We start from the raw sequence: 26,825 nt of genomic DNA, 5'->3' as shown, positions 1-26,825 counted from the left end.
TCTTATCAACGCGATTCGAAGATCTGCATGTCCAGAACATCGGACTTGATGCCGAAATAGATGGTCGGTGCGGCAAGTCCGAGCGACAGCGCGGTGGCCAGACTGAAGCGCAGCGTTTGTGCAATATCGAGACTGTTAATCAGGATTATACCCAGCAGAACCGCCACTCCGTAAGCGCAAAGCAAGGCCACGCCGGTAACCAATGGCGGCATTGCTACTCGCAGATTGATACGGCCCCAGTGCTTGAATACCAGTAGCGATCCAAAGAAAGACAGGACCTGAACACCGGCCTGAGCCCAAGCGATAGTCTCAAATCCCATGGGCGCAAAGACGACAATCGTCCCCAGCATTAGGCTGGTCCACAGCACGTTGGTGTGCAGGGTGATTTGGGTTTTGCGACGGGCGGCAAAGACGGGCTCGATTAGGTCATTGCCGGTGCGTGCGACAGCCCGTAGGGCAAAAGCATAAAGAGTTCCGATAGATGCAGCATATTCCGGACGGAAGAATGTCTCGACCGCGCCTGAGCCAAGGGCCGAGATCGCGATCGCAAATCCGCCTGTCAGGAACACTGAACCGCCAAGCATGATCTTGAAAATGGGGTCCAGAGGCTCTGACAGACGTGACGCGGCGCCGAACATTTTGATGGCGAAGCTGCGTAGCGGTTGGGCGATGATGTCTACCGTCCCGGTGGCCAGTCGGTTGGCAAAACGGTAAAGGCCAGCCTCGGTCGTGGACAGGGCGTAGGCAAGGATCAGGTCGGTCCCGAAGTTGGCCAGAAACGATAGCAGTCGTGACCCGTAAAGACCGCTCGAAAACTTCAGTCCTTCATAGGCAAGCTTACGGTCGAATCGCGTTGTGGGGCGGGCAGGGCAGGCGGCGATAAACAGCACCAGTTCTAACGCCGTACGAATGCCGCGATAGGCCACCAATGCAAAAAGCGATTGCCACACCACGAGGATTACGCAACCGACAAGCAGCCCGCCCAAATTGCCCGCAATCAAGATGAGAAAGAAACGCTTCATCAGGCCCATGCGGGTTAAGACGGCTGACGCCCACCCGATGATCGAAACAAATGGTTGGAACACCCCAAAATAACGCAAAACAGGGGCAAGGTCCGGAGCATGAAATAGGTGTGCAAGCCAATTGCTGCCTAAATACATGGCAGCGCCGCCGACCACACCAATTGCCAACATGATCCAAAAGACAGTCGATAAAACTGCCGTTTCATCCTTTTCGGAATTGACGAGAAAATGATAATATCCGCAATGGGTCAACATAATTACAAACTCTACTGCGATGATTGCAATAGTGTAGGTGCCATAGTCCGCAGCGGTAAGGAAGCTTGCGGCCAATAAAGTGATAACAAAAGAGGCAATTTGTTGAGACGCTAACCCGAATACAGAAATCGCGGCGGTGCCTCCACTTTTTGCAAAGGCGGCCTTAATTTTATTAAGCAACAAAATATCACTCCGATAATAAATCTTACGGAAAATGAGGAGGGTCTTTGGGGAATGGTGTCTTATAAGACAGAATTCATGATAATTTAGAAATACCGCTCTTGTCACGGGACGTGCAACCATGTTCTTTAGCGACATGCCGATGTTTTATTTGTTCGGATAAGTGCACAATTGTGCATTTTTGGAGATTTCTTTTTATGACTGATTTTGGCACCCAAAGCCCGCATTTCTCGGCTCAGGTTGCTGGACGCCAAATGTATGACGCCGAAACCATCCGCCCCGAAGAGGATGACAAGGCCGATCTGTCGCGGATGGTCAGATCAATCTGGGTCCGCAAGTATATCGTGTTCGGTTGCATTCTTGGTTTTGCCGTACTTTTTTTCGCGTTCGCAGCGTTTCAGCCCAAGCAATTCACGGCCAATACCACCGTGATGCTGGATGCCCGCGGCCAGCAGATCGTATCCCTGCAAGAGCAGGTCGTTGGTGACCTCAAGCTCGATAACCCTCTGGTCGAGAGTGAGGTCACGGTTCTGCGCTCGATGGCTTTGTTGCACACAGCAATCGAGAATATCGGCGTGGATCGCTTTGATACTCTGTTTGGTGAAGATGGCTTCGAGTACTTTGAGGATTCCCTCATCCCCAAAGAAACCCAGCGTCTCAATTTCATCGCCGACAAGCTGTCTGAAGGGATCAACGTCTACCGCGTTGGCGAATCCTATGTGATCGCGGTCAGCGTGATGACCACCGATGCTGAACTGTCTGCAGTGGTCGCGAACGCTCTGGTGGACGCATACATTAATGACCAGCTCAACGACCGTCAGACCATGGCAAACAGCGCGACCCGCTGGTTGCAGGATCAGGTCGAAGAGGCACGCCAGCATGTGGTTGCGGCCGAGGCCACGGTCGAAGACTTCAAACGTCAGTTGCTCCTTTCGAGCGGTGCATCGGAAGAGGTGCTTCAGCAGCAGTTGGCTGAATTGAACCAACAGCTGGCTCTGGCGCGTTCCGAGCGCGCCACCGAGGAGGCTCGTCTTAACCAGACCCTCACGCTGAAAGACAGCCAGGGTGCGATCGCTGTGGCGGAGACCCTGGACGTTCCTTATGTGACCGCGATGCGCGAGGCCCGTCAGGAGTTGCTGCGCAAAGATGCGGCGCTGTCGTCCTCGCTGGGGGCGAACCACCCTGATCGTCGCAACCTCGCCAAGGAGGTCAGCGAGATCGACGCCAACATCGCGACCGAGGTCGACAACATCCTGCGCGGTTACGATGGGCGCATCGAGGTTCTGGTGAACCGCGAGGAAGCTCTGTCCAAGGACGTCGCGAATCTGCAGTCCAAACTTTCGGCTCTGGCGAGTTCCTCGCTGCGCCTGCGCCAGTTGGAACGCGAAGCCGAAGCGGCCCGCCTGCGGTTCGACGAGCTGCTGACCCGTCTTGGCATGACCCAGGCTCAGGTCGAAATCCAGCGCGCTGATGCAAAAATCATCAACCCCGCGTCCATTCCTCAGGTGCCCTCGGCGCCTCGGGTCAAGCTGATGACCATGTTCGGCGGCGCAATCGGTATGACCATTGGGCTAGTGGCAGTGTTGATTATGGAAATGATGCGCGGTGGTTTTGCAACGGTCCGCCAGTTGGAGTCCGCAACCGGTTTGCCGGTGATGACCGTGCTGCCGAGTGCCGAAGTGAAATCGCCCAAGGACATCATCAGCCTGCTGAACAGCCGCGGTTATCACTTGCTGAACGAGCGGATCAGGCAGTTGCGTGTGATGTTGCCCATCGCGACGCGGAAGCAAAAGAACTGCTACATGCTGTTGTCTTCGGATCCTAACGAAGGAAAAACCTCTACCGCCGTTGCGTTGGCCCACGCCCACGCCAAGGCCGGAGCGTCAACCATTCTTGTGGATTTGGATAACAGACGGGGCTCCCTTCAGGCAGAATTCACTGATGGGCAGCTAGTGGACCTTTCAAATTATTTTAACGGTGAAGTGCCCATTGATGAGGCAATCATCAAAGGTCAGCAAACCCTGTTCGACATTACAGGTGCCAGCCACCAGCATGCTATGATCGCAGACAGCGTGAGCGGCGAACAGTTACGCAAAATGGTCGAGGAGCTGAAGGCCCGCTACGACGTGGTGGTGATCGATGCTCCGCCGATCCTGGCGGTGTCCGATGGTCTTCAGATCGCGCCTGTTGTGGACTGGGTGCTGTATCTGGTGCGCTGGCGGTTCACCTCTGAAAAGTCGGTGAAATACGGTCTTGATACCCTGCAAAACGTGGGTGTTCGGAACATCGGTCTGGTTCTGACGATGGTCGATGTTCGCGAAGATCCTGATGGATATGCGCAGAAATACGATTATCACTGAGCGGAATTCATTTGTGCAAAGTTTTGCGGCATTGAAGTATTGTTGCAGTGCCGCAAATGCAAAAACATTTCTGAAAGATTGCGAATTAATTAATCAAATCGGTGGAAATTTGGTGGAGTTTTTTTCGTAAATATGTAAATTTGTACGCGAAATATCGCTCATACATATTAGTTAACGTATTATTAAGTGACTTGAGTGTGGGTTTGGGCGCTGTTGCCCTGAATTTATTGAACACGACATTCTTTACCGGGGGCCGTTGTGACGAATACTTCTACTTCCGCTAGCAATAACGGTGGCCCTGCACAGCGCTCTAGCGCTGGTGATCTCCTCAGCTATGAGGGTGCTCTTAAGCGGGTCGCAGACATTGTTCTGGCCATTCTCCTTCTTCCGATCCTTTTACCGATTATCGGCGTCTTTTATCTGATCGTCCGTATGGATGGCGGGCCCGGCTTTTACGGCCACACGCGTGTAGGTCGCGAGGGCAAGCCCTTTAAATGCTGGAAACTGCGCAGCATGGTGACCGACTCGCAGACCCGTCTGGCCGAATATCTGGCCAGCAACCCCGAGGCTGCCGCCGAGTGGGAGCGCGACTTCAAACTGCGCAACGATCCCCGCATCACCCGCATCGGGAACTTCCTGCGCAAGTCCAGCCTCGACGAGCTGCCCCAGATCTGGAACGTCCTGAAGGGCGAGATGAGCCTGGTTGGTCCCCGTCCCGTGACCAAAGAAGAGCTGGTCCGTTACGGTGCGCAGCAGTGGGCCTATCTGATGATGCGTCCGGGTGTGACCGGTCTGTGGCAGGTCTCTGGCCGCAACGACATCAGCTATGATGAACGTGTGGCTCTGGATGCGCGCTACTGCCGCGAAGTGTCGCCGGTCAAGGACATCGTGATCCTGTTCAGCACCATCGGCGCGATCACCAATCGCACCGGCGTCTGATCGACGAACACGCCTTTCAAAGCCGGAACAGCGCGGGCGGCTCTTTGCTCGCTCGCGCATACTACATGAGTATGGACCCGCAGTACTATGCGCATTTCAGTCATCATTTGCTCGGTCGGTCGCCCCGAAGCCATCGAGGCCGTGCTGCCCTTTATCGCTCGTCAGACCAAGCGTCCCAGCCATGTTCTGCTGGTGGTCACCAAGCCCGAAGATCTGCCGGACGCCAGCGCGCTGGAACACGATCTGCCGATACAGGTGCTTTACTCTCCCAAAGGTCTGACCAAACAACGCAACACCGGTCTGGATGCCATCCAGAACGAATGTGATGCGGTTTTCTTTATCGACGACGATTATCTGCCCGCCCGTAACGCCCTTGAGGCGATCGAGGCCGGGATGAACGCGTTTCCCTCGGCGGCGGGTGTCACAGGGCGCCTTTTGGCTGACGGGATCAACTCCTCGGGGGTCGAAGTGCCTGATGCCCGCCGCATGATAGAAGAATACGAGGCCAGCAACGACAAACCCTCGGGCAGTGTCGCGCTGCGCCGCAATCTGATCGGGCTCTATGGCTGCAACATGGCCTATCGTTGCTCGGCCATTCATGATTACCGCTTTGACCCGCGCCTGCCGCTTTATGCGTGGCAAGAGGACACAGATTTCTCGAGCCGTCTGCCGGGCGAGAAGGTCAAGATCGACGGCCTTGTCGGCGTCCACTGCGGCACCAAACTGGGCCGCGAAACCAGTGGCCATCTGCTGGGGTATAGCCAGATTGCGAACGTGGTGTACCTGATGCGCAAGGGCTCTATGCCCAAGCTCTATGGCCTCTATCTGATGACCAAGAACTTCTTGGCGAACCACGGCAAGATCTTCACGCCCGAGCCCTGGATTGACCGCAAGGCACGCGCCAAGGGCAATTGGATCGGCATCTCCGACGCCCTCTCGGGCAAGGAAAAGCCCGAACATATCCTGGAAATGATCGCGCGCCGCGCCTGACCCGCACAACAGCAGAATTAAAGAAGCCCGGTGATCATCTCACCGGGCTTTTTGGTTTATTCGGTGGTGGCCGCCGCTTGCTCCGGCTCGGGTGCGCCGTTGATGCGGGGCTCGCCTTCCAGTTCGCAGACATCGAAGTCACAGGCGCAAGTCGGGTTGCGCAGGGTCACGCGGAAGTCACCCAAATACACCTGAGGCATCGCGGTCGGACCAAACATGACCTGAACATCCGCCCCTAGGGGAGCGGCAAAGGGACCGTAGCGATTGGACTGTTTGCCTTCGACCACTTCAGAGACTTTCTTCTCGCCGTCGATCAGGATGTCCAAGGTGACACCGCCAGCGTTCAGCAGGTTGGGGCTGACCTCGGTATCGACATAGAGCAGCTGTTCGCGCTCGGATTCGTAGTCATAGACGACGCGCATGTTGTCCTCGGCGCTGCCGACGATGTTGAAGCTGGCGGGCATCATGCTGAACTGCCAAAATTCTTCCTCGGCAGAGCACAGATAGGGGCGCCACGGAACGCCATTGCGCTGCTGACCGGGGCAGGTCACCAGATCGACAATGCGGCTTTCGTCGCCGACCAGCAGGTAACGGCGGAACCCTTCGACACCGGGGGCGGTGCGGGCATTCTCGCCTTCTTCGGGTCGGTAGAATTCGTGGTAACTGTCCGCCACGACCGGCTGCGGGCAGAAGCTGATATCGGAGCCCAGATCAATCGGCGCGCCATCGGTGTGCAGCAGCACCACGCGGTCGCGGGACAGCTCCTGGTCGCGGTCAAACGGACGCAAATCCCCGCGGCGCAGCGCGATATCCGAGCGGTTCACTTGGAAGCCACGAGGCTCGCCCCAGATCACCGCGTCCTTGCCGTTGAAGACGCAGCCATAGGTAAAGGGATCGGGCTTGAATGCCTCGACCGGTACGCCCTGAACCTCTTTGTGGGCAAAGGCCAGCGCCTGACCCAGAGGGGACAGCGACAGATCTTCTTGCAGAACCGGCGGATAGCCATCGCCGCGCTGCTTGAGCGGATACCAGACCGCGCGTTCGATGCCCGCTTGCGACATGGTGCAGTAGTTCCGCCAGAAGAAATCGGGCGCCAGAGCATGGTCTTGCTGACCGAACTCGGTGACCTCGATTTCCATGTCTGCCATCGCGGGGTGGCGGCGCAGGACGTTCATTTCCGCAGGGATGTGCTCGGGTTCGGTGGTGTAGGTGTGGATCGAGATCGCATCCATGAACTCGGCCCCACCCAAGTCCAGAAGGGCCCAGATATACCCTGCCGCGATCGAGTGCGCAGAGGCCCCGATCACCCGCATGTTGTGGATGTTCTCGAACTTATCCAGCGCCTTGAGGTAGTTGTATTGCACCTCGGCCAGTTGTTTGGACGAGAATTCCTTGATCGGACCGTAGATAAAGCTGGAGGAGTTGAACTCGTTCCCGATCTCGAGCGAACGGATGTTGGGGTAGTGGTCCAGATAGGCGGACACGAACTTGGCCAGCGCCTTGATGCCTGACGGGGTCGTGACGGTGTTGCCATCCTCGTAAAGGGGGTTGTCTGCCCAAATAATGAGCGATCCAGCAAGGCCAGCGCGGTTCAGGGCATCGACGCCACGCTGCTGTTCTGCATCGAAATTGTACTCGCCCTTTTCCGTTTCAATCCACTTCCAGACCGTGTTGTCGCGAAGGTCATTGATGCCAAGATCAATCAAACGCTCCAGAACAGGGGTGGAGGGAACCAGAAAGAACCCTGAATCAATGCCGAGGAGCGGCGCCTTCAGCGTTTCTGCTGATGCTGCAGGTGCATAGAGGCATACCGTCGATGCCAAAGCGGCGGTAATGCTTTTGAAAAAATGCATGGATATACTCAACTAATAAATTGCAGTTAGGAATTATGCCCATAATGTTTTCAATTCGAAATGTTATCAAGGTTATAATGAATTCCACTTGCACCTATTGCGGAAATCAAATTTGCTATTTTGCAAATTACGGTGACCCGAGGGGAAGGTTGGATTTACTGTTGCGGTTTTCTAAAATCACGGTAGATAAAATTTATTGATTTAAAGATTTGCTGCGCCTGCACGGTGCGGTGCTGACAGGCGATTTATTTGCAATGCAGCTTTTGACGACCACGCCTCTGGCGATGTTCATTCTGGTTTATATGTTCGTCCGTGGACCGATAAAGGGACTGTGGCTGCTGTTCTTTACTCTACCTATGGGTGCAGCGGCGGCGGTGAACGTGTCCGGGCTGGGATCCATCTATCTGATCGACTTTGCGGTCATCTCGATGTGGGCGGCGCTTTTGATCCATCCCACCGGACTTCAGCAAATCTTTGCCACTATGCGTCCCTTCCGGCCGGGGTTCACGCTGCTGCTGTTGCTGATCGTGGCGCTGCTCAGCGCCTTTTTCCTGCCGCGGTTCTTCAGGGGGCAGACCGAGGTGATGATGCTGGTTCAGGTGCCTGACTGGGGCATGGCCTTCCGCTTGCGTCCGCTCGAGCCGACCACCCAGAACATCAGCCAGTCGATCCGTCTGATGATCTCGATGTCGTCCTTTGTGATCCTTGCCACGCTGTTCCGCGCGTATGGCAGTGCGGCCCAAGTGCATAAAGCGATGATCCTGGCGACGACGGTGAACCTGATCATCACCATTCTGGACATCGGCTCCTATGCGGTGGGCATGCCCGATCTTCTGGACGCGATCCGGACCTCGACGATGGCGATGCTCGACAACCAGCGTATGCTGGGGGTCAAGCGCGTTGCTGGCGGTTTCTCCGAAGCGTCGGCCTATGGTTTCTACACCGTGGGTCTGTTTGGTTACTGGCTGCGCTATTGGTTCAACGACAAAAGTTCATGGCAGAGCGGGATGGTCGCGCTGCTCCAGATGCTGCTGATCATCCGCTCGACCTCCAGCTCGACCTATGTGGCGATGGGGGCATTTCTGGGGCTGTACTTCCTGTGGCACTTCCGCACGATGTTCAAGGCGCGTCGGGCGATGTTGATCTATGCAGCCGTTCTGATTGCGGTGCCTGCGCTGATGACCATTTTCGTCATGCTGTTTACCCTGAACCCGATGCTCAAGGACTTTGCCGACGAAATCCTGCTGACCAAGATGTCCAGCGACTCGGGCGTCGAGCGGATGGGCTGGAATGCCCAAGCGATGACCGCCATGATCGACACCTACGGTCTAGGGGCGGGGATCGGCAGCGTGCGGGCCTCAAGCTTCCTCTATGCGTGTCTGGGGAATATCGGGATCATCGGTACGGCGCTATTTGTGGTGTTCATCGGGCAGGTTTTGCTGGCGCGCGTACCCAAATCCCAGCGTGGCACCCAGACCGAAGCCGTGGTCGGTGCGCTGCAGGCGTCCTGCGTGGCGTTCTTGATGCAGGCGATGCTGTCGTTCCCCTATCCCAACCTCGAAGTGGTGTTCTTTGCCCATGCGGGACTGGCGATCGGGCTGGTGCGGCGACATGAAATTATCGAGCGTCGGCGCGTGATCGCGCGCCGCACGGACCCTGTCCGAATGGCTGTCGTCTGACAAAATCGGCGCAGTCCCCTAAAATCAGAGGGAAAACAGCGGTTGCACAATGGCAGAAGTTGATCAAATCTAGCATCAACCAGACCAGCTGAGGGGGCTGTCAGGATGTCCAACTGGATCCGTTTCCTAGCGTTTTTCCTCTGTGCGGCGTTTACGGTCGCGTTCGGGCTTGGGGCGATATGGGCGCCTTGGCTGATTATTCTGGCGCTTGTGTTCGCGGCGCTGACGCTGGTTGGCATCCGGGACGTGACCCAGACCAGCCATGCCATTCTGCGCAACTATCCGGTCATCGGGCACCTGCGCTTTATGCTGGAACACATCCGGCCCGAGGTGCGCCAGTACTTCGTCGAAAGCGACGAGGACGAGGTGCCCTTTTCGCGAGAGGCCCGCGCGATCGTCTACCAGCGGGCCAAGAACGTCGAAGATAAGCGCCCCTTTGGCACCAAGAAATCCGTGAATGCGTCGGGGTATCAGTGGCTGACCCACTCGATCCAGCCGCGCAAGATCGAGGACAAGGATTTCCGCGTTCTGATCGGCGGCCCTGCCTGTCTGAAGCCGTATAACGCGTCGGTCTATAATATCTCGGCGATGAGCTTTGGTGCGCTGTCTGCGAACGCCATTTCCGCCCTGAACCGCGGCGCCAAGATCGGCGGTTTTGCCCACGACACCGGCGAGGGTGGGATCAGCCGCTATCACCGCGAAGGCGGCGGCGACCTGATTTTCGAGATCGGCACCGGATACTTTGGTGTGCGCGATGAGCACGGCAATTTCGATCCGGATCTCTTTGCCAAGGTCGCTGCTGACGATCAGGTCAAGATGATCGAGATTAAGCTGTCCCAAGGTGCAAAACCGGGGCAGGGCGGCGTTCTGCCCGCCTCCAAGATCACGCCCGAGATCGCAGCGGCGCGTGGTGTGCCGATGGATCGGGACTGTGTGTCCCCGTCCTCGCACAGTGCGTTCAGCACGCCGCTCGAGATGATGGCATTCATCAAGCAGCTCCGTGATCTGTCGGGTGGCAAGCCTGTCGGGTTCAAGCTGTGCATCGGCCACCGGCGCGAGTTCATGTGCATCGTTCGCGCGATGCTGGAAACCGACATCACCCCCGATTTTATCGTGATTGATGGCAAAGAGGGGGGCACCGGCGCAGCCCCGCTGGAATTTGCGAACCACATGGGGATGCCGCTGGTCGAAGGGTTGACCTTTGCCCACAACACCCTGCGCGGCGTGAACCTGCGTGACCGGATCAAACTGGGGGCCTCGGGCAAGCTGATCCACGCGTTTGACATAGCGCGGGCGCTGGCCTTGGGCGCGGATTGGGTGAACTCGGCCCGTGGGTTCATGTTCTCGATCGGGTGCATTCAGGCGCAGGCCTGCCACACCAACCACTGTCCCACTGGCGTCGCCACGCAGGACCCCGTGCGCCAGCGTGCGCTGGTCGTGCCGGACAAGGCGCAGCGGGTCGCGAACTTTCATCGTAATACGATGAAGGCGCTGGCGGATATGACGGGTGCTGCGGGCATGACCCATCCCTCGTCCTTCCTGCCGCACCACCTGATGATGCGGGAAAAGGACGGCGTGATGATCACCGGCCACGAGGTATACCCCTACATGCCCGAAGGGTTCCTGCTGCGCGAGGATGATGATCGCTTCGGCTATCTGTCCCGTTGGAAGCGCGCCAGCAGTGCCAGCTTCGCCCCGTTCGATCTGGGGATTTGATCAGAACTCCCCGTCCTGCAGGTCAGGGCGGGGAAACATACATCCGAATGGATTATTTAACCGCCAAGGGGCGGCACACTTCAGCCCGAAGATAAATTGAGGCGAGTGTCGTTTTTCCGTTTCTATGTCCACAGGGCGAGGTCTCGCGGACGGGTGCAGTGTGCCACAAGTGCGGCCTGCGCCCCGTCTTCCGCCAAGAGGCATGACAGCGTGTGGGGTATAGTGTGTTAGGTGGCGAACCCGAGAAATTCAAAAGCTTCGGCACGGTGATCAGCCCCGCGCGGGCGGCAGAGATGTCGCGCGATCAGGGTTTTGTGTTCCGCGACTTCGAGATTTCGAAAATCCGCATGATCGCGGACGGGATCAGAGCCTACCCGCTGCGCACCTCGCTGATCTATCTGGCGGTGATCCTGTTCTGGACGGTGTTCATGTCTTATGGCTCGGCGCTGCATGGGCCGAACACCATCGCTGTGAATCTGAGCCCTCAGGTATCGCTATTTACCATCTGCGTGGGCATTCTGGTCTATCCGCGGCGGCTGATGTGGGTGCCGGTGCTGGCGCTTTGTGCGCTCTATTTCGTGCCGTTTGTGCTGCCTTTCACCGGCAAGCCGATGTGGGCCACGATGCCCGAAGTGACGTGGGGCCTGACCCTGTTTCTGTTGGTGGTGAATCTGGCGGCCGGTCTGGTGATCGGCCTGACGTCCCGCGCGGTCTACCGGCGGATCAGCCGAGTATATCGGCCCAACGACACCGATCTGATGCTTGGCTGGATCATTACAGTCAGTTTCGCGCTAGTCTGTTTGGTGCAGGTGGGCGTGGTTAATGCGTTTTCCGACCTGCTGCCGCCCGAAAATCTGGCCGCGCTGGGGTTTGACGAGAATTTCGTGGATTTCGCCGTAAACCGCACGTTCCGGGGCAGTTCGGTGGTGGTCGGGTTCTTTATTGCGGTGCTTTATACCGACCGGCTCGAGGAAGTGGTGCGCTATCTGCCCGCGATGATGGTCTTTCCGCTGCTGGCGGTGATGCATCAGGCCGAGTTGCTGGGCTATCCAATGCTGGATACGGCGATCGTCGGGCTGCTGTTTGCGATGCTGCTGCCTGCGGGGGTTGCGCCGATCATCGTGATCGTCGGCATCACCGTTTATTCCGCGCTGACCGGGCAATACCTGACCGAAACCCCGCCGGGGAGCATCGAATCCGCCCTGTTGGAGAATTACTCGATCGGGGCGCTGTTCCTGATCGTGTTAACCATGGCGCTGCGCGGCCGTGGCCGGCACGAGCGTGAGCAGCGACAGGCCAGCTTGCGCCGTCTGTCGATGGTGCGGGGCTTTGCGGGGGTGGGTCTGTTCGCGGTGAACATCCCGCGCAACACCCTGCGGATCGAGGCTTCGGGTCAGGACATCGTGGGTCTGCCGCGCGAAACGACCTTGGACGCGTTTATCGAGGCCTTCGACATGGAGCATCGGCGCGCCCTGCGAAAGGTTTTCGTGCGCGGCGGGAACGAGGCAAGCACCCATGTTGTTCCCCTGCTCAAGACGTTTTCCGACGGGCAGGAACGGCTGCTCCGCCTTCATTTGTGGGGCGAAAACAGCATCTGGAACGACCGGATCGTTTACGGCCTGCTGATCGAGGTGACCTCGGAATACCGGCGGGAAAAGGAACTGTCCCGCGCGCTCAAGGAACTGTCTTTGCGGCAGGAACGTCAGAGCCAGCTTTTCTCGATCGTCTCGCACGAGGTGCGCACGCCTGCGTCGGTGCTGTCCATGCTGATCGCCGAACTGGAGCGCGGCGAGGATGTTGATGAACTGCGGCCCCAGATGAAAGAAGCCTCGAGCCAGTTGCTGACGGTTCTGGACGACATGCGGCAGGCGGTTAACCCTGAAAAGAACCAGCGCATCAAGATCGCCCCCTTCGTCCCCGAGGAATTGGGCCAGCAGGTCATGTCGACCTACCGCGTGATGGCGCAGGGCAAAGGGATCGAGATCCAGACGAAATTCAGTGACGGATCAAGCCTTGCGATCATGGGGGATGTGTCGCGGATTAAGCAGGTTTTGGGGAATCTGGTGCGCAATGCGATCCTGCACTCCAAGGGGAGCCGCATCTGTATCGGCTATGATCGCCGCACCGATGACGGCCCCGATGGCACCAACCTGACCCAGATTTGCTGGACGGTTAGCGATAACGGCGTCGGCATCCCGCCCGAGGACGTGCAGCGCCTGTTCCAGCCCTTTGAACGGGGCAGCGCGGATGCCCGCAATCAGGCCGATGGCAGTGGGCTCGGGCTCTATATCGCCAAGCAGACGATCGAGATGCTGGGGGGACAGATCGCCTATTTCACGCCGGACTCGGGCGGCGCGGGCTATCGCGTGATCATGCCAGAGGTGATCGCGCCGGATGGTCCCTCGAAATCTGTGGTGACCGAGAATGACGGGCTGGACGAACGCTTGCGGCAGATGCGCGTCGTGCTGGCCGAGGATAACAAGCTGGTCGCCACGATCAGCGTCAAGCAACTGTCCCGCGTTTTCGGCAAGGTCGAGCATTATGAAAACGGCGCCCTCGCGCTGGAGCGGATCAAGGAATGCCCGCCCGATCTGCTGCTGACCGATCTGTTCATGCCCGAAATGCCCGGGGACGAGCTGATCAAAGCTGTCCGCGAGGCCGGATTCGGTATGCCGATGATCGGGCTGACGGCAGCGGTCGTGGGTGACGATACCCGCCGCTTTGACGAGGCGCAGGCGACCGCCTATCTGCCGAAACCCTTGAATATCGAGAAGTTACGGAAAATTCTGATCGGGCACCTGAACTGACGTTCGGGTCACCGACTCTCCCAATTAAGGTTGGGTGACGTTTCGTTTGCCGCCGAAAAACCCGTTGAGTGACACACCTTTGGGTGAGTCTAACGCGGTTCGGGTGCAAGATATGCCACTAATTGCACATTTGTTGACCTAGTGCGCAGGTGAAAATCTTTCACGACTTGTTAGTCTGTATGCAGGAAATAAACCGTGTGAGGTGTGCAATCATGGCTGTATCCCCCCCTCGTGAGGCGCTCGTATCCCGTCTGGAGCAAGAGCTCACAGCCTTTGCCAAAGTCCGCGATCTGTCTGAGGCCGACTATGCCGAGGCGACCGATCTGGCGGACTGGACCATTGTGCACAAGCCCAACGTCATCATCCAGATGTGCGGGATGGTCACGGCAGAGGGTGTCGCGCGGCCCTCGTTGACGATGACTGGACGGGTGCTCCACGTGGATATCGTGCAGCGGATCGTGGTGACCTCTTGCGGGCTGTACCGTCTGGGGCAGCGGCAGGATCGCGACTGCGGCGCCGCGCCTCTGAGTGTTCAGCAAGAGCTTCTGCACCTGCAGGGCATCCTGACCGAATACCGCGAAGATCTGCTGACCGTCCGCCGCTATTTGTCCGAGATGATGTCGGTGACCGACATTTCCGGCGATACGACGATGCAGCCTTTGCGCCGCGCGCTGCACTGATCGGGGTTAACCCTGCCGATTGCATGGCGGCAGGGTTCAAGGCATCCTCATGCCGAAATCGCGGTTAACAGGAGCCTGCACATGCGCATCGCCGTTCTGGATGATTGGTCCGGAGTTGCCGAACAGACGGCCGACTGGGGCTCTTTGGGGGCCGATGTCACCTATTTCACTCAGCCGCTGACCGATCCTGTGGGCCAGTTGCAGCCCTATGACGTGGTGTGCCTGATGCGCGAACGTACGCTCTTTGGCGCAGAGCTGATCGGGGCGCTGCCGAACCTGCGCCTGATCGTGACAACGGGGCCGCGCAACCTGTCCATCGACACCGCCGCCGCGCGCGCCCGCGGGATCGAAGTCTGCGGCACCCGTTCGCGCAAAACCACCACGTCAGAGTTAACCTTGGCCCTGCTGCTGGCCCTGTCCCGCCGGATTATCCCCGAGGCCAGGTCGTTGGCGGATGGCGGTTGGCAAGGCCTTCCGGGCCGCGATCTGGCTGGGCTGAGACTCGGGTTGGTGGGGCTGGGAAACATTGGTCAGCAGATGGCGGCCTTGGGGCAAGTGCTGGGGATGCAGATCGCCGCGTGGTCCCCGAACCTGACCGATGACCGCTGCACCGAAGGGATTGCCCGCGCCGCCAGTCTGTGTGATCTGGCCGCGCAGTCGGACGTGCTGTCGGTGCACATGGTGCTGTCGGACCGGACCGCTGGCCTGATCGGGGCCGAGGCGTTTGACGCGCTGCCTGACGGCGCGATTTTCCTGAATACCTCGCGCGCGGGTCTGATCGATCGGGAGGCCTTGTTCGCCGCCATGCGCGCGAAGGACACCCTGCAAGCGGGGATCGATGTGTTCGAAACCGAACCGCTGCCCTCGGGTGACCCTTGGATGCAGGGCAAGTCCCAATTCGGCGACCGCCTGCTGCTGACCCCGCATCTGGGCTATGTCACGCAGGAAACGTGGCGGCTGTTCTATCAGGATACGGTCGAGGCAATCGCTGCGTTTCAGGCGGGCACTCCGATCCGTCTGCTCTGATCCGATTAACCCTAACTTCACGGGTTTGACTGAAATCCGGCGCAAAGGGCGCAAAGCTGCCCCAATTTGGTGCCTGTCTTGCCGTGGCCCGATCCGACCTTGGCCAAAGGTGGAATTGGGTAAAACGGGTGCGCCATGGGGATCGTCCTGCGGCATATCGGATCGGCTTTCGAGCAGTCCGAGGATCAGGATTTCACGGCTCTGGAAGGGGTGCGTGACATCTATGTCAGCACAGACAGTGGCCGACCCATCGCCTATGTCCTGTCGGGGCCAAACCCCGGTGGTTGGCTGAGCGCATGGGATGTGTCGGCGGATGTGCCCTTGGTCGGGCAGATCGCGCTGACCGGCGCGGGCAGCGGTGGGGTGACGCCGGAACTTGCGCCCTTGGCGGCGAGTGATGGCGAGCAACTGATGGTGTCCGGCCTTGGGGCCGCGAATGTGATCGGCGCCTTGGCGGGGGTTGATCGGATCAGGGGGGTGACGGCTTCGGTCAGCCAGCTAGAGGCTCTGACGGCGAATAGCCGGCAGATCGTGGCCGGGATCAGCGGCGGCGGGGTGGCTTTGTTCGACCTGACCGCCAAGGCTTTGGACCAGATCGGCACCAAGGTGTTCCCCGCGGATATGGCCCCGACCGGACTGGCCGTGAGCGGCAATTTGGTGGTTGTCGGGGGTGTTGGTGAGACGGTTCTGACCGTGTTTCGCGCGGAGTCTGGCGGCGGGCTGACCGCCCTTGACCGGATCGTGGCCGCCGAAAATCCGGGGATCGCGGGACTGGTTCAGGTGGAGACTGCCAAGGTCGGCAGCACCACCTATGTCATCGCCACCGGTGCCCAAAGCAACTCCCTGAGTGTGTTTCGGTTGGGGTCTGACGGCTCGCTCACCGTGACCGACCACCTGAATGATACGGTGCTGACTCGCTTTGCCTCGGCCCGCGTGCTGGAGGTTGTGCCCGCTGGCGATCACGCGTTGGTCATCGTCGGGGGCGATGATCGGGGGCTGAGCGTGCTGCGTCTGCTGCCCGATGGCACCTTGCTGCAAGAAGGCCTGGTCGAGGACACGTTGGACACCGCGCTGACCGGCCTGACCGCGATCTCCGCCTATCGCACCGATGCGGGGCAGGTTGGCGTTGCGGCGTTGAGCGCATCGGAACAGGGGCTGAGCCTGTATCAACTGGCAGGCACGGTGGATCGCCGTACGATCTGGGCCAGCGGCGGTAGCGCCACGAATACCGGCGGTGCGGCGGTGGTGATGGGCAGCTCGGGGAATGACCGTCTGCGGGCCGGTGCAGCGGGCGATATTCTGCGGGACGGGCGTGGGGCGGACACCCTGATCGGCGGTGCGGGTGCGGATGTGTTTACCTTGGTCACCGATGGCTCCCCCGACAGGATCGAGGGCTTTGACCCCGATCAGGATATGCTCGACCTGTCCGGTTGGGCCTTTTATCGTGGGCTGTCGCAACTGCAGATTACTGCGACTGATACGGGCGCGCTGATAACGTTTGCGCTGATTGACGGCACCGAAACCTTAACGATCCAAAGCGCGAACGGCCGCAAAATCCCCTACTCCAAACTGATCACAACCATCATGGAAGGGCCAACGCGCACCCTGCTGGCCTGGGTCGACCCGATCGTCGAGGACGCCGCCAAGTACCAGCCCACCAGCGGGAACGACAGTATCACAGGCACCGACTGGAATGATCTGTTCGACCCCACGGACGGGAATGACTGGATCGACGGGGCGGGCGGGAATGACTCGGTTCTGGGGGGCGCCGGGCGCGATACGCTGATCGGCGGGGACGGGCTGGATACCCTGCGGGGCGGCAATGATACGGACGAATTGCGCGGGATGTCGGGGAACGATCTGCTGGCCGGAGATGCCGGAAATGACCTACTGATCGGCTGGAGCGGCGCAGACCGCCTGCTGGGGGGCGACGGGGATGACACTCTGATCGGCGGATCGGGGAATGATCTGGCCGACGGCGGCGCGGGGGATGACGTCATCAAGACCGGTAGCGGCAATGACACCCTTTTGGGCCGGACGGGCAATGATGTGCTGGTGGGCGGAGGCGGGAATGATGTCGTCAAAGGGGACAGCGGGAATGACGTGATTAAGGGGAACGGCGGGGCGGATACCCTGTCTGGCGGGGCGGGGGCGGACCGGATGCTTGGCGGTGGGAAAAACGACGTGCTGCTGGGGCAGGGTGGGAATGACAGCCTGTATGGAAATGGGGGTGCCGACCGGATCAAAGGAAACGGCGGTGCGGACCTGCTGAATGGAGGTGGAGGCGGGGACTATCTGTCAGGTGGAGGCAAGGCCGACCGCCTGCTTGGCGCCAGCGGCAACGACACCTTGATCGGCGGCGGCGGGAATGACCGGTTGGAGGGGGGCAGCGGGAACGACAAGCTGACGGGCAGCGCGGGCAATGACACCCTGATCGCAGGCAGCGGAAACGATGTCCTGACCGGAGGCGGCGGGCGGGACGTCTTTGTCTTTTCGGGCGGGCGGGACCGGATCACCGACTTTGACCCAGCGCGGGATCGGTTGCTGCTGGATCGGGACATCAAGGCTGATGTGGGTGGCCGCGATCTGGATGATATCAGCTGGAAACCGGCCGATGACGGCTATCTTTTCAAGATGGGGGATGCCGGTACACTTACGGTATTGGGGCGCTTTGATCCCGAAGACCTGCTGGACGATCTGGGCTGGTTCTAGGTCCGATTCTGCGGTGTAGTAACCTGAAATCGCCTTAGAAAATTCAGGATCGGTGCACAATGATTGGTTTCTGCAGAATTTATTTTCACACAACCGGTCATTGATCTGTAATGCATGGTCTCCGATCACCTGCAGGGTCTCTGAATGCGAGCTTGTGCTTTATTTTACACAGGCCCGTGGGACATCGGGAAAACGTCCCTTATCAACACTTTGCAGGTTGAATGAATTGCTCTACTGCGCAAGCAGCGCGAGTCGCTGCGTGTTGGACGTGATATTCTGGTTAACAACTATCAAATAATTGAAACCTTTCACATTTTCGCGTCTCGGATTGGCAGAAAACCGAGTCTCCAATACACTCTGCCCAAAAAATTCCCTAATTTTCCACATTCATAGCGAGAGCACATCGTGGCGACTGAATCTTATATGGGCACAGCGAGCGCCGACAGCATTAGCGGCGGCAGCACTGACGATTACATCGTTGGCTACACAGGCAATGACACTCTGGACGGTAACGGAAACAACGACACCCTGATCGGTGGCGCTGGTAACGATACCCTCAAAGGTGGTGAGGATTCCGATGGCGAGGATACCGATATCCTCGCCTATTACTACGAGGATGGCGGCGAAGGCGTGACCGTCAACCTGTCGACCGGCAAGGCCATCGACACCTTTGGTGACACCGACACCATCAGCGGTTTCGAGGTGATCTACGGCACCGAATATGACGACACCATGATCATCGAGACCGACGAGGCCGATGGTGTGACCGTCTGGACCGCCGAAGGTGACGACACCATCACTGCGGTCGATGGTCTGGTGATTCTGAACTATCTGCGCGACGCGACCCACGGTGCGGATTTGGGCGTGACTGTCGACCTGTCGGCGGGCACTGCGACCGACGGCTTTGGTGACACCGACACTCTGAACGGCGAATTTGGTGCTGTGCGCGCAACCAACTATGATGACCGTCTGACTGCGGACACTTGGAGCGTTGTGTTCGAGGCGCTGGACGGCGACGACACTCTGATCGGCAGCACCAAGGCGGACACCCTCTATGGCGGCAGCGGCGATGACTCGATCCGCGCGCTGGACGGTGATGATCTGGTGACCGGCGAAGCTGGCGATGACACCATCTACGGCGGCGACGGCGATGACACGCTGTCGGGCGGCAACGATGATGACCTCGTTTACGGCGGTGCCGGTGCGGACGAGCTGACCGGTGGCTCTGGCGACGACAAGGTCTACGGCAACTCCGGCGGCGACGCGATCGGCGGCGGTGAAGGCAACGACACCATCTACGCTGGTACGGGCGATGACTCGGTTAATGGTGACTACGGCAACGACATCATCAAAGGTGGCGCAGGCGAAGACACTCTGATCGGCGGCGCGGGCAATGACCGCGTGGCGGGCCATGGTGACGATGACCAGATCATGGGCTCGGCCGGCAACGACCGCGTTTACGGGAACAAAGGCAACGACAACGTGGATGGCGGCTCGGATGATGACCGCGTTTACGGTGGTTCGGGCAATGACTCGGTGATCGGCAACGACGGTGACGACACCCTCTTTGGCGGGACCGGCGCGGACAAGCTGACCGGCGGCGAAGGTGACGACAAGATGCGCGGCGGTGCCGGTGCGGACATCTTCTACTTCAACGCGGGTGATGACGTTGTGGTCGATTTCCAAGACGACGTTGATACCCTTGCGATCGATCAGGACCTAATCGGCAGCTACACGGTCAGCGCGCTGCGGGCTCTGGCGGATCAAGTCGGCGACGATGTGGTGTTCACATTCGACTCGGGCGACACCTTGACGGTGCGCGACATCACCATCAGCAACCTGATCGACGACTGTAACTACTTCTGAGGTCATACCCCTCGGGTTTACGGACAAGGGCGGCAGCGATGCCGCCCTTTCTTTTTTGTGCGTCCCGAATTGGCTGATCACGCTCCCGTTATGGTCGAGCGACGGATTCGGGCGACCTGTCAGCCCGAAATATGAAAATCACGTAAAACCTAGCGTTTTCAGGCATAAACTTCAGGTATATGCGCCTGCAACCTGCCTATCAGGACCCAAGGTGTACAACCTGAGGTCAATATCCCCCACCGCCAGCCGCTGCCAGTTTCGCCTCACCGGTCGCCGAGAGCGGCACCGCGAAACCCTTCTTAGACATCTACGATTACAACCCTACCCAAGGACACTGACATGCTGAAAAACACCCTGACCGCGATCATCCTGGCTTCGACCGTTGCAACCGCTGCTCTGGCTTCGGACGTTGTACTGAACGACGAAAACACCGCCAAAGTCCGCGCTGTTCTGACCGAGCAAGGCTACGAAGTTGCCAAGATCAAACTCGAGGACGGCATGTACGAAGCCTACGCCAAGAAAGACGGCAACAAGTACGAAGTGTTCCTGAACGGCGACTTCGAAGTCGTCATGACCAAAGAAGACTAATCCGATCCGCGGGGGCCACTGGCCCCCGTTTCCCCCTGTGCCAAAGGACAACCGCCATGAAATCGATCAAGGTCTGGGACCCCGCCGTCCGCCTGTTCCACTGGAGCCTTGTCGCGGCCTTTACCGCGAATGCGCTGATCCTCGATGATGACACCAAGCTGCACCAGTATGTGGGCTATGTGGTGGTCGGGCTGATCGCCTTTCGTGTGGTTTGGGGCCTGGTGGGCAGCCAATACGCGCGCTTTTCCAGTTTTCCCCCCAGCGTCACCGGTGCGACCGGACAGCTGGCCGAGATGGCCACGGGGCGCAAACACATCCACGTGGGGCATACGCCTTTGGGCGCATTGATGATTTATAACCTGCTGTTTACCTTGGCGGTGATAACCCTGTCCGGTTATCTGATGACTACGGATATGTTCTGGGGCGTCGAATGGCCCGAAGAGGTTCACAAGATTTCGATCACATGGGCTGAATTCTCGGTTGTGCTGCACATCGCCGCCGTGATCTTTGAAAGTCGCCGGACCAAGGTGAACCTGCCCCGCGCCATGTTTACAGGCGTAAAGGTCCTGCCGGAGACCCAAGGAGGAAACTGATGGCTTTTTCCAGCCGGATATCCCGTCGCAAGGCCGCTGGCCTGCTGATCCTCATGACCGCGCAGGTTTTCTGCGCGGTATTCTTTGTGACGGATGTGATCAGTGATTACCAAGAGGTCGGCGTTGATGCTGTCGCCCACACCCACCTTTATATCGAGACATTGGCAACCCTGAGTCTGGTGCTGGCGATCCTGTTCGAAGGTAACGTGCTGGCCAAGATGCTGCGCCGTCAGGCCCATCTGGAGGCCAGCCTGAACAACGCCCGCGCCGCCGTTCAGGACATCATGGACGAGCAGTTCGAACAGTGGGGCCTGACCCCTTCGGAGCAGGACATTGCCACTTTTTTGGTCAAGGGGTTTAGCACGGCCGAGATCGCAGAACTGCGGGGCAGTGCCGAGGGGACCGTGAAGACCCACCTCAACTCCATTTACCGTAAATCGGGTTCTCGCAACCGGACCGAGGTGCTGAGCCTGTTGCTGGATTGCATTATGGTGACCGGCGACAAGTCTGCCCCGACCCAAGCCTAGGCTCCGCATCCCGCTCGGGTTCCGGCCGGTTTTGCGGTTTGTGATCAGGGGGATCACAGGATTTGGATTGTGGGCGCCGTCGGGCAGGTGCAACCTGGATGCGGGATTTTAACCCCGATTGGGGCGCCCGATTTCGCGGACGCCCCTAGGGATTTCTTAGATATCGACAGACCCGACGTGCAGACCCAGAAGGTCGGCCACTTCGACATTCTCGACGGTCAGGGTGTTGTCCCCAAGCGTGATCACGACATCATCGCCGACTTGCTCCATGCTGTCTTCGAACCAGAGCATGTCCGTCGTCAGGCCGATTTCCTCGGTCCGCATCACGATCGCGTCGACGCCTGCTTCGAAGTCAGTGATCACATCGTCACCTAGCGCAAAGAAGAAGGTGTCCGCCCCCGCGCCGCCGGTCATGGTGTCGTCGCCCGCATTGCCGCGCAGCATGTCATCGCCGTTGCCGCCGAACAGACGGTCGTCGCCTTTGCCACCGACCAGCAGGTCGTCGCCACCGTTGCCGACCAGACGGTCATCCCCGCGACCACCCGCAAGGGTATCGTCGCCAGTGCCGCCGATGAGCGTGTCTTGACCCTGATTGCCTTCGAGCAGGTCATCGCCTTGGTTGCCGCGAATAAGGTCTTTGCCCGCGCCGCCGTGGATCTCGTCGTTGTCCGAAACACTGGTGTCACGGCCCATGCCATTGCCCCAGATCACGTCATCGCCTTGGCCGCCACGCAGGACATCATCCCCCAAGCCGCCGGTCATGTAGTCGGTATATGCGGAGCCTCTGAGGGTATTGGCGTCGTCGTCCCCTTCGGACGCGTAGATCGGATCGTCTACATAGGTAGTATAGTCCGGGTGCGGAACGACTGGCGTACCAGTTTCGACCGGATACAGTTCCCCTTCGTAAAGGATATAATAAGCAATGTCGTCCGAGCTTTCGATGCCGGAATCCTCGACCGAGACCTCCATGTCGTAGGTAACGGGGACGGTGACTCCGTCGAGAGTGATCAGGTAATCATAATCGACGCTGTCATCGATGTAGGTCGCGTAGGTGACCGTGACCTCCTCTGAAGTGACAGTGACATCGATTTCGCTATCGTCGAACACGGGGTAGTATGTCTCGTCGACCAGTACGTAGAACAGGACGTTCTCATCGCTCTCGAGGTCGACGTCCTCGACTTCATAGACCATGTCGTCGGTATAGGTGATCAGCGTACCCTCATAGGTGAAGGAATAGCTGTAGGTTTCGATAAGCTCGACGCTCTCTACGATTTGGCCGGTTTCGTCTACGACCTCACCGGCGATCGCGGTTTCTTCTTCTGCCTCGACGCCCTCTACGATCTGATCGGTTTCGTCCACGACCTCACCAGTGACAGCTTCTTCTTCATCTGCCTCGACACCTTCTAGAATCTGGCCAGTTTCGTCTACGACTTCACCTGCGATCGCGGTTTCGTCTGCTTGGATTTCTATTTCTGTGGACTGATCCGACATCTATAATGACCTATTATTAAAGTGAAATTACATTATGTTTTGCAATATTATAGGTTGAATTTCATTTAGCCAATATGGTGCAACCTGCGGCGACCAATTGTTCCTTAGGTGTCCAGAGGGTCATTGATAGAAAACGATAAAGTGTGGTTATTCGGTGTGTTCTTCGCGAGAAAACCGGTTTGAAGCTCTGTCCGTTCTGGTGAGCGCAAGCTTGGGGCGCGTCGGCGCGACTCGCCTTTTGGGTGTGTGCTGCGCAAGCAAACTAACCGTATACACATGCGTTAAATTGCGTTGAATGCTCTGTGTCGCTGCGTTGGTATTGATTGCTAGACGGACTAGTCTAATAAATAGGGTATGACCGATTCACGCAGTACTACCCAAGACCTCGACACCCCCAGACGCAGGGGGCGCCCGCGCCGCGATCCAGCAGACGCCGAGGCCCGCACGCGCCTGATCCGGAGTGGCCTGATCCACCTGACTGAGCGGGGCTATTCGGCCATTGGCGTGGACGAGGTGCTGCGCCATTCCGGTGTGCCGAAGGGCAGCTTTTACCACTATTTCCCCAGCAAAGAGGCCTTTGGCCTGGCGCTGGTTGACGCCTATCACGCTTACTTTGTCGAGATGCTGGATGGCGCGCTGACTGGCACCAGCCTGCCGCCGCTCGACCGGATGTGCCTGTTCATCGACCGCGCCTCCGAAGGGATGGCCCGTCACGGGTATCGACGTGGCTGTCTGGTGGGCAATCTGGGCCAAGAGATGTCGGCCCTGCCCGAAAGCTTTCGTGCGCGTCTGATTGCCGTTTTCGACGACTGGCAAGAGCGCACCGCGCGCTGTCTGGAACTGGCGCGGGAACAGGGGCAGATCGCCTCGTCCTCGGACTCCGCCGCATTGGCGCAATTCTTCTGGATCGGATGGGAGGGCGCGATCCTGCGCGCCAAGCTCGAACAAGGCCCCGCGCCGATCCACGCATTCACTGACCTGTTTTTCAAACTGCTCGAGGGGGAGCCCAACAGATGACCCAAGCCGTCGTCATTGACAAAACCGAGGATCAACAGACCGTCGCCTTGCGTGACATCACCACCGCCGATCTGCCCGAGGGCGACGTGCTGGTGGATGTGGCGTGGTCCACACTGAACTACAAAGATGCGCTGGCGATCACCGGCGCGGGCCCCGTGGTGCGCAGCTTTCCGATGGTGCCGGGCATCGACTTTGCCGGTGTAGTCCGCGAGAGCAGCCATCCTGATTTCACAGCGGGCGACAAGGTTGTGCTGAATGGCTGGGGCGTCGGGGAAAAGCACTGGGGCGGTCTGGCCGGTCAGGCGCGGGTTTCGGGCGATTGGCTGATCCCTTTGCCCGCCGGAATGACTGCGCGGCAGGCGATGGTGATTGGCACTGCGGGCTACACCGCGATGCTGTGCGTTCTGGCGCTTGAGGCGCAGGGGATTACGCCCGACAGCGGCGAGATTGTCGTGACCGGCGCGGCGGGCGGTGTGGGCAGCGTGGCGACCATGCTGCTGGCGGCGCGCGGCTATAACGTGGCGGCGGTCACGGGGCGGGCGAGCGAAGAGGCGTATTTGCGCGACCTTGGGGCGACCTCGATCATTGATCGGGCGGAACTGTCGGGCAAACCCCGTCCCTTGGCCAAGGAACGCTGGGCCGGTGCAGTAGATGTTGCGGGCAGCACCGTGTTGGCGAACGTTTTGGCGGGCATGAAATACGGCGGCGTTGTTGCGGCGTGCGGTTTGGCGGCGGGGATGGATCTGCCCACCAGCGTGGCGCCCTTTATCCTGCGCGGCGTGACATTGGCCGGTGTGGACAGCGTCATGGCGCCCAAGGCAAAACGCATCGCCGCCTATGATCGTCTGGTCAGTGATCTGGATTTGAGCCGCCTAGAGGTGATCGCAACAGAGGCATCACTCGACAAAGTTGTTGAGATAGCACCTAAGTTCTTGTCGGGCGAAGTTCGGGGTCGTATGGTTGTCCCCGTCAATCCTACGCTGGACGCCTGACTGCCACTCACGGGACGTCTGCATCGAGGGGGTCGCTGCGGCGACCCCCGTTTTATTTATAGAACATCGGCAGTTCTGATATCCGCGACCGCAAAGTCGATCAGGGCGCGGACCTTGCGGGGCAGGGTGCGTCCCTCGAGGTAAACCGCACTCAGAGCGGCCGTTTCGCTGGCATGATCGGGCAACAATTTTGTCAGCTCGCCGCGCTCAACCGCCCCGCATAATGCAAACCTTGGGGCATAGGCGATGCCCACCCCATTGGTTGCCAGTTGCACCGCCGCGCGGGCGGAGTTCACCTGAAACCGTCCCTGCACCTGTACCACCGTTTCCGCGCCATCCCGCAGGAGCACCCAGCGCCGCGGGTTCTGGCGGTTGGTGTCCACGATGCAGGAATGGCGCGCCAGATCTTGGGGCGTTTCTGGGGTGCCGTGGGTCGCCAGATAGTTGGGGCTGGCCACCAGATCCGACCCGAACATCCCCAACCGCCGTGTCTTGAGCGACAGCATGTCCGTACGGCCCATGCGGAATGCCAGATCAATCCCTTCGGCCGCGAGGTCGGTGAACTGGTCGGTCAGGCGCAGGTCAAAGGTCAGCTCGGGGTTGCTTTGGCCGAAACGCTCCAACATGCCCGCCACATAAACCTCGCCAAAGGTGACGGGCGCGGACAGGCGGATCACGCCCGAAAACCCGCGCGACCCTTCGGAAACGTCGGACAGCAAGTGATCCAGATCGTCTAGCAGGGCAGGGGCGCGGGCCAAGAGGTCCTCTCCGGCGGGGGTCAGACCGACCTTGCGCGTGGTGCGCTGGAACAGCCGCACGCCAAGCCGCGCCTCCAACTCTGCCACGTATTTAGAGGTCAGCCGGTTCGACACCCCCAGTTGATCCGCCGCGCCCGTGAATGATCCGGTCTGCGCGGTGGCCACAAAGGCCCGCAATTCATCGACAAGGTCCATCCGATATTCCGAACAAAATGTGGAAAGTCATCCAACAAAGTCGCCATTTTATAGAAAGACGTCAAGGCGTAGGTTCCTCTCAGACAACAGAACATCGCCGCCGCAGACTGGCGGCCCCGAATTGGAGAAATGACCATGAACACCCGCATCACCACCGATATCGCCGCCCTGATCCTGCGCGTTGCCAGCGGCGCCCTGTTTCTGGCCCATGGCTGGATGAAGGTTACCGTTTTCACCATCCCCGGCACTGTCGGCTATTTCGAGAGCCTTGGCCTGCCCGGTTTCGTCGCCTATCTGACCATCTTTGCCGAACTGGCCGGTGGTCTGGCGCTGATCCTTGGGGTTGGGACCCGTCTGGTGTCGCTGGGTCTGATCCCTGTGTTGCTGGGGGCCACTTGGGCGCATAGCGGCAATGGCTGGACCTTTTCGAACACTGGCGGCGGCTGGGAATTCCCGCTGTTCTGGGCCGTCGCCCAAGCGGTGATCGGTCTGCTTGGGGCGGGCGCCTATTCGGTCCGTATTCCGGTGCTGAACCGTGCCCTTGGCCAATTCGCCTGATAGCAACCAATATTGAACGGG

At 59.1% G+C, this 26,825-nt stretch carries 20 protein-coding genes; 16 read left to right on the top strand and 4 right to left on the bottom strand.

The genetic code is table 11. The annotated features are described in order from the left end of the window. Positions 1–5: 5 nt before the first annotated feature. The gene (locus HJ536_RS17775) at positions 6–1,460 is read right to left on the bottom strand and encodes an oligosaccharide flippase family protein (RefSeq protein WP_177158764.1); all 1,455 of its coding nucleotides are present in this window, start codon (positions 1,458–1,460) and stop codon (positions 6–8) included. 194 nt (positions 1,461–1,654) lie between these two features. Here HJ536_RS17775 and HJ536_RS17770 point away from each other — a divergent pair, with 194 nt between their 5' ends. From HJ536_RS17770 to HJ536_RS17760, 3 genes are all read left to right on the top strand, one after another. Next, entirely contained in the window at positions 1,655–3,817 is a 2,163-nt protein-coding gene (locus tag HJ536_RS17770; RefSeq protein ID WP_177158763.1) for a GumC family protein, read from the top strand. Positions 3,818–4,075: 258 nt separating this feature from the next. Further along, the gene (locus HJ536_RS17765; RefSeq protein ID WP_177158762.1) at positions 4,076–4,756 is read left to right on the top strand and encodes a sugar transferase; all 681 of its coding nucleotides are present in this window, start codon (positions 4,076–4,078) and stop codon (positions 4,754–4,756) included. Positions 4,757–4,843: 87 nt separating this feature from the next. Then, the gene (locus HJ536_RS17760; protein ID WP_176854482.1) at positions 4,844–5,746 is read left to right on the top strand and encodes a glycosyltransferase family 2 protein; all 903 of its coding nucleotides are present in this window, start codon (positions 4,844–4,846) and stop codon (positions 5,744–5,746) included. A gap of 56 nt (positions 5,747–5,802) precedes the next feature. On the opposite strand, the gene HJ536_RS17755 is transcribed toward HJ536_RS17760, so the two are convergent. After that, positions 5,803–7,599 carry a glycoside hydrolase 5 family protein gene (locus HJ536_RS17755; RefSeq protein ID WP_177158761.1) on the bottom strand — a complete coding sequence of 599 codons (1,797 nt, stop codon included), beginning with the start codon at positions 7,597–7,599 and terminating at the stop codon, positions 5,803–5,805. Between the two features lie 254 nt (positions 7,600–7,853). Here HJ536_RS17755 and HJ536_RS17750 point away from each other — a divergent pair, with 254 nt between their 5' ends. The 10 genes from HJ536_RS17750 (at position 7,854) to HJ536_RS17705 (ending at position 21,793) form a co-directional block, all read left to right on the top strand. Next, entirely contained in the window at positions 7,854–9,278 is a 1,425-nt protein-coding gene (locus tag HJ536_RS17750; RefSeq protein WP_177158760.1) for a hypothetical protein, read from the top strand. Between the two features lie 105 nt (positions 9,279–9,383). Next, entirely contained in the window at positions 9,384–10,994 is a 1,611-nt protein-coding gene (locus tag HJ536_RS17745; RefSeq protein WP_177158759.1) for an FMN-binding glutamate synthase family protein, read from the top strand. A gap of 224 nt (positions 10,995–11,218) precedes the next feature. Next, a complete protein-coding gene (locus HJ536_RS21240) occupies positions 11,219–13,801 on the top strand; it encodes an ATP-binding protein (protein ID WP_177158758.1) in 2,583 nt (860 codons plus the stop codon). Between the two features lie 212 nt (positions 13,802–14,013). Beyond that, complete coding sequence (locus HJ536_RS17735) at positions 14,014–14,481, top strand: hypothetical protein (RefSeq protein WP_177158757.1); 468 nt, start codon at positions 14,014–14,016, stop codon at positions 14,479–14,481. Between the two features lie 81 nt (positions 14,482–14,562). Beyond that, entirely contained in the window at positions 14,563–15,507 is a 945-nt protein-coding gene (locus tag HJ536_RS17730) for an NAD(P)-dependent oxidoreductase (protein WP_177158756.1), read from the top strand. Between the two features lie 135 nt (positions 15,508–15,642). Next, the gene (locus HJ536_RS17725) at positions 15,643–18,219 is read left to right on the top strand and encodes a calcium-binding protein (RefSeq protein WP_177158755.1); all 2,577 of its coding nucleotides are present in this window, start codon (positions 15,643–15,645) and stop codon (positions 18,217–18,219) included. Positions 18,220–18,624: 405 nt separating this feature from the next. Continuing rightward, positions 18,625–20,085, top strand: coding sequence for a calcium-binding protein (locus HJ536_RS17720; protein ID WP_177158754.1), 1,461 nt, complete (start codon positions 18,625–18,627; stop codon positions 20,083–20,085). A 339-nt stretch (positions 20,086–20,424) separates the two neighbouring features. Beyond that, a complete protein-coding gene (locus HJ536_RS17715; RefSeq protein WP_228028448.1) occupies positions 20,425–20,673 on the top strand; it encodes a PepSY domain-containing protein in 249 nt (82 codons plus the stop codon). 56 nt (positions 20,674–20,729) lie between these two features. After that, positions 20,730–21,266: a cytochrome b/b6 domain-containing protein gene (locus HJ536_RS17710; RefSeq protein ID WP_176854468.1), complete on the top strand. Its 537-nt coding sequence runs from the start codon at positions 20,730–20,732 to the stop codon at positions 21,264–21,266. Then, positions 21,266–21,793 (top strand): helix-turn-helix transcriptional regulator, encoded by a 528-nt coding sequence (locus HJ536_RS17705; RefSeq protein WP_177158753.1) that lies wholly within the window; start codon positions 21,266–21,268, stop codon positions 21,791–21,793. Before HJ536_RS17710 ends, HJ536_RS17705 begins: the two co-directional genes overlap by 1 nt. A 156-nt stretch (positions 21,794–21,949) precedes the next feature. Here HJ536_RS17705 and HJ536_RS17700 read toward each other — a convergent pair whose 3' ends face one another. Beyond that, entirely contained in the window at positions 21,950–23,284 is a 1,335-nt protein-coding gene (locus HJ536_RS17700) for a calcium-binding protein (protein WP_177158752.1), read from the bottom strand. Between the two features lie 354 nt (positions 23,285–23,638). Between HJ536_RS17700 and acuR the strand changes: the two genes are divergently transcribed. Continuing rightward, the gene (acuR, locus tag HJ536_RS17695) at positions 23,639–24,301 is read left to right on the top strand and encodes an acrylate utilization transcriptional regulator AcuR (protein WP_177158751.1); all 663 of its coding nucleotides are present in this window, start codon (positions 23,639–23,641) and stop codon (positions 24,299–24,301) included. Next, positions 24,298–25,293, top strand: a complete 996-nt coding sequence (gene acuI, locus HJ536_RS17690) for an acrylyl-CoA reductase (NADPH) (protein WP_177158750.1) — start codon at positions 24,298–24,300, stop codon at positions 25,291–25,293. Before acuR ends, acuI begins: the two co-directional genes overlap by 4 nt. Positions 25,294–25,349: 56 nt before the next feature. On the opposite strand, the gene HJ536_RS17685 is transcribed toward acuI, so the two are convergent. Next, positions 25,350–26,246 carry a LysR family transcriptional regulator gene (locus HJ536_RS17685; protein WP_177158749.1) on the bottom strand — a complete coding sequence of 299 codons (897 nt, stop codon included), beginning with the start codon at positions 26,244–26,246 and terminating at the stop codon, positions 25,350–25,352. 135 nt (positions 26,247–26,381) lie between these two features. On the opposite strand from HJ536_RS17685, the gene HJ536_RS17680 reads away from it, so the two are divergent. Further along, the gene (locus HJ536_RS17680; RefSeq protein ID WP_177158748.1) at positions 26,382–26,804 is read left to right on the top strand and encodes a DoxX family protein; all 423 of its coding nucleotides are present in this window, start codon (positions 26,382–26,384) and stop codon (positions 26,802–26,804) included. The last annotated feature ends 21 nt before the right edge of the window (positions 26,805–26,825 follow it).

It is taken from the genome of Donghicola mangrovi (genome assembly GCF_013377535.1).
Taxonomy (GTDB): Bacteria; Pseudomonadota; Alphaproteobacteria; order Rhodobacterales; family Rhodobacteraceae; genus Donghicola; species Donghicola mangrovi.
This window is presented reverse-complemented; position numbering and strand designations above follow the sequence as displayed.

What these genes read in the sequence shown, in the direction of transcription:
- HJ536_RS17770 (WP_177158763.1), top strand. Translation starts at nt 1,655, where the DNA reads ATGACTGATTTTGGCACCCAAAGCCCGCATTTCTCGGCTCAGGTTGCT.
- HJ536_RS17760 (WP_176854482.1), top strand. Translation starts at nt 4,844, where the DNA reads ATGCGCATTTCAGTCATCATTTGCTCGGTCGGTCGCCCCGAAGCCATC.
- HJ536_RS17755 (WP_177158761.1), bottom strand. Translation starts at nt 7,599, where the DNA reads ATGCATTTTTTCAAAAGCATTACCGCCGCTTTGGCATCGACGGTATGC.
- HJ536_RS17750 (WP_177158760.1), top strand. Translation starts at nt 7,854, where the DNA reads ATGCAGCTTTTGACGACCACGCCTCTGGCGATGTTCATTCTGGTTTAT.
- HJ536_RS17745 (WP_177158759.1), top strand. Translation starts at nt 9,384, where the DNA reads ATGTCCAACTGGATCCGTTTCCTAGCGTTTTTCCTCTGTGCGGCGTTT.
- HJ536_RS17735 (WP_177158757.1), top strand. Translation starts at nt 14,014, where the DNA reads ATGGCTGTATCCCCCCCTCGTGAGGCGCTCGTATCCCGTCTGGAGCAA.
- HJ536_RS17730 (WP_177158756.1), top strand. Translation starts at nt 14,563, where the DNA reads ATGCGCATCGCCGTTCTGGATGATTGGTCCGGAGTTGCCGAACAGACG.
- HJ536_RS17725 (WP_177158755.1), top strand. Translation starts at nt 15,643, where the DNA reads ATGGGGATCGTCCTGCGGCATATCGGATCGGCTTTCGAGCAGTCCGAG.
- HJ536_RS17715 (WP_228028448.1), top strand. Translation starts at nt 20,425, where the DNA reads ATGCTGAAAAACACCCTGACCGCGATCATCCTGGCTTCGACCGTTGCA.
- HJ536_RS17710 (WP_176854468.1), top strand. Translation starts at nt 20,730, where the DNA reads ATGAAATCGATCAAGGTCTGGGACCCCGCCGTCCGCCTGTTCCACTGG.
- HJ536_RS17705 (WP_177158753.1), top strand. Translation starts at nt 21,266, where the DNA reads ATGGCTTTTTCCAGCCGGATATCCCGTCGCAAGGCCGCTGGCCTGCTG.
- HJ536_RS17700 (WP_177158752.1), bottom strand. Translation starts at nt 23,284, where the DNA reads ATGTCGGATCAGTCCACAGAAATAGAAATCCAAGCAGACGAAACCGCG.
- acuR (WP_177158751.1), top strand. Translation starts at nt 23,639, where the DNA reads ATGACCGATTCACGCAGTACTACCCAAGACCTCGACACCCCCAGACGC.
- acuI (WP_177158750.1), top strand. Translation starts at nt 24,298, where the DNA reads ATGACCCAAGCCGTCGTCATTGACAAAACCGAGGATCAACAGACCGTC.
- HJ536_RS17685 (WP_177158749.1), bottom strand. Translation starts at nt 26,246, where the DNA reads ATGGACCTTGTCGATGAATTGCGGGCCTTTGTGGCCACCGCGCAGACC.
- HJ536_RS17680 (WP_177158748.1), top strand. Translation starts at nt 26,382, where the DNA reads ATGAACACCCGCATCACCACCGATATCGCCGCCCTGATCCTGCGCGTT.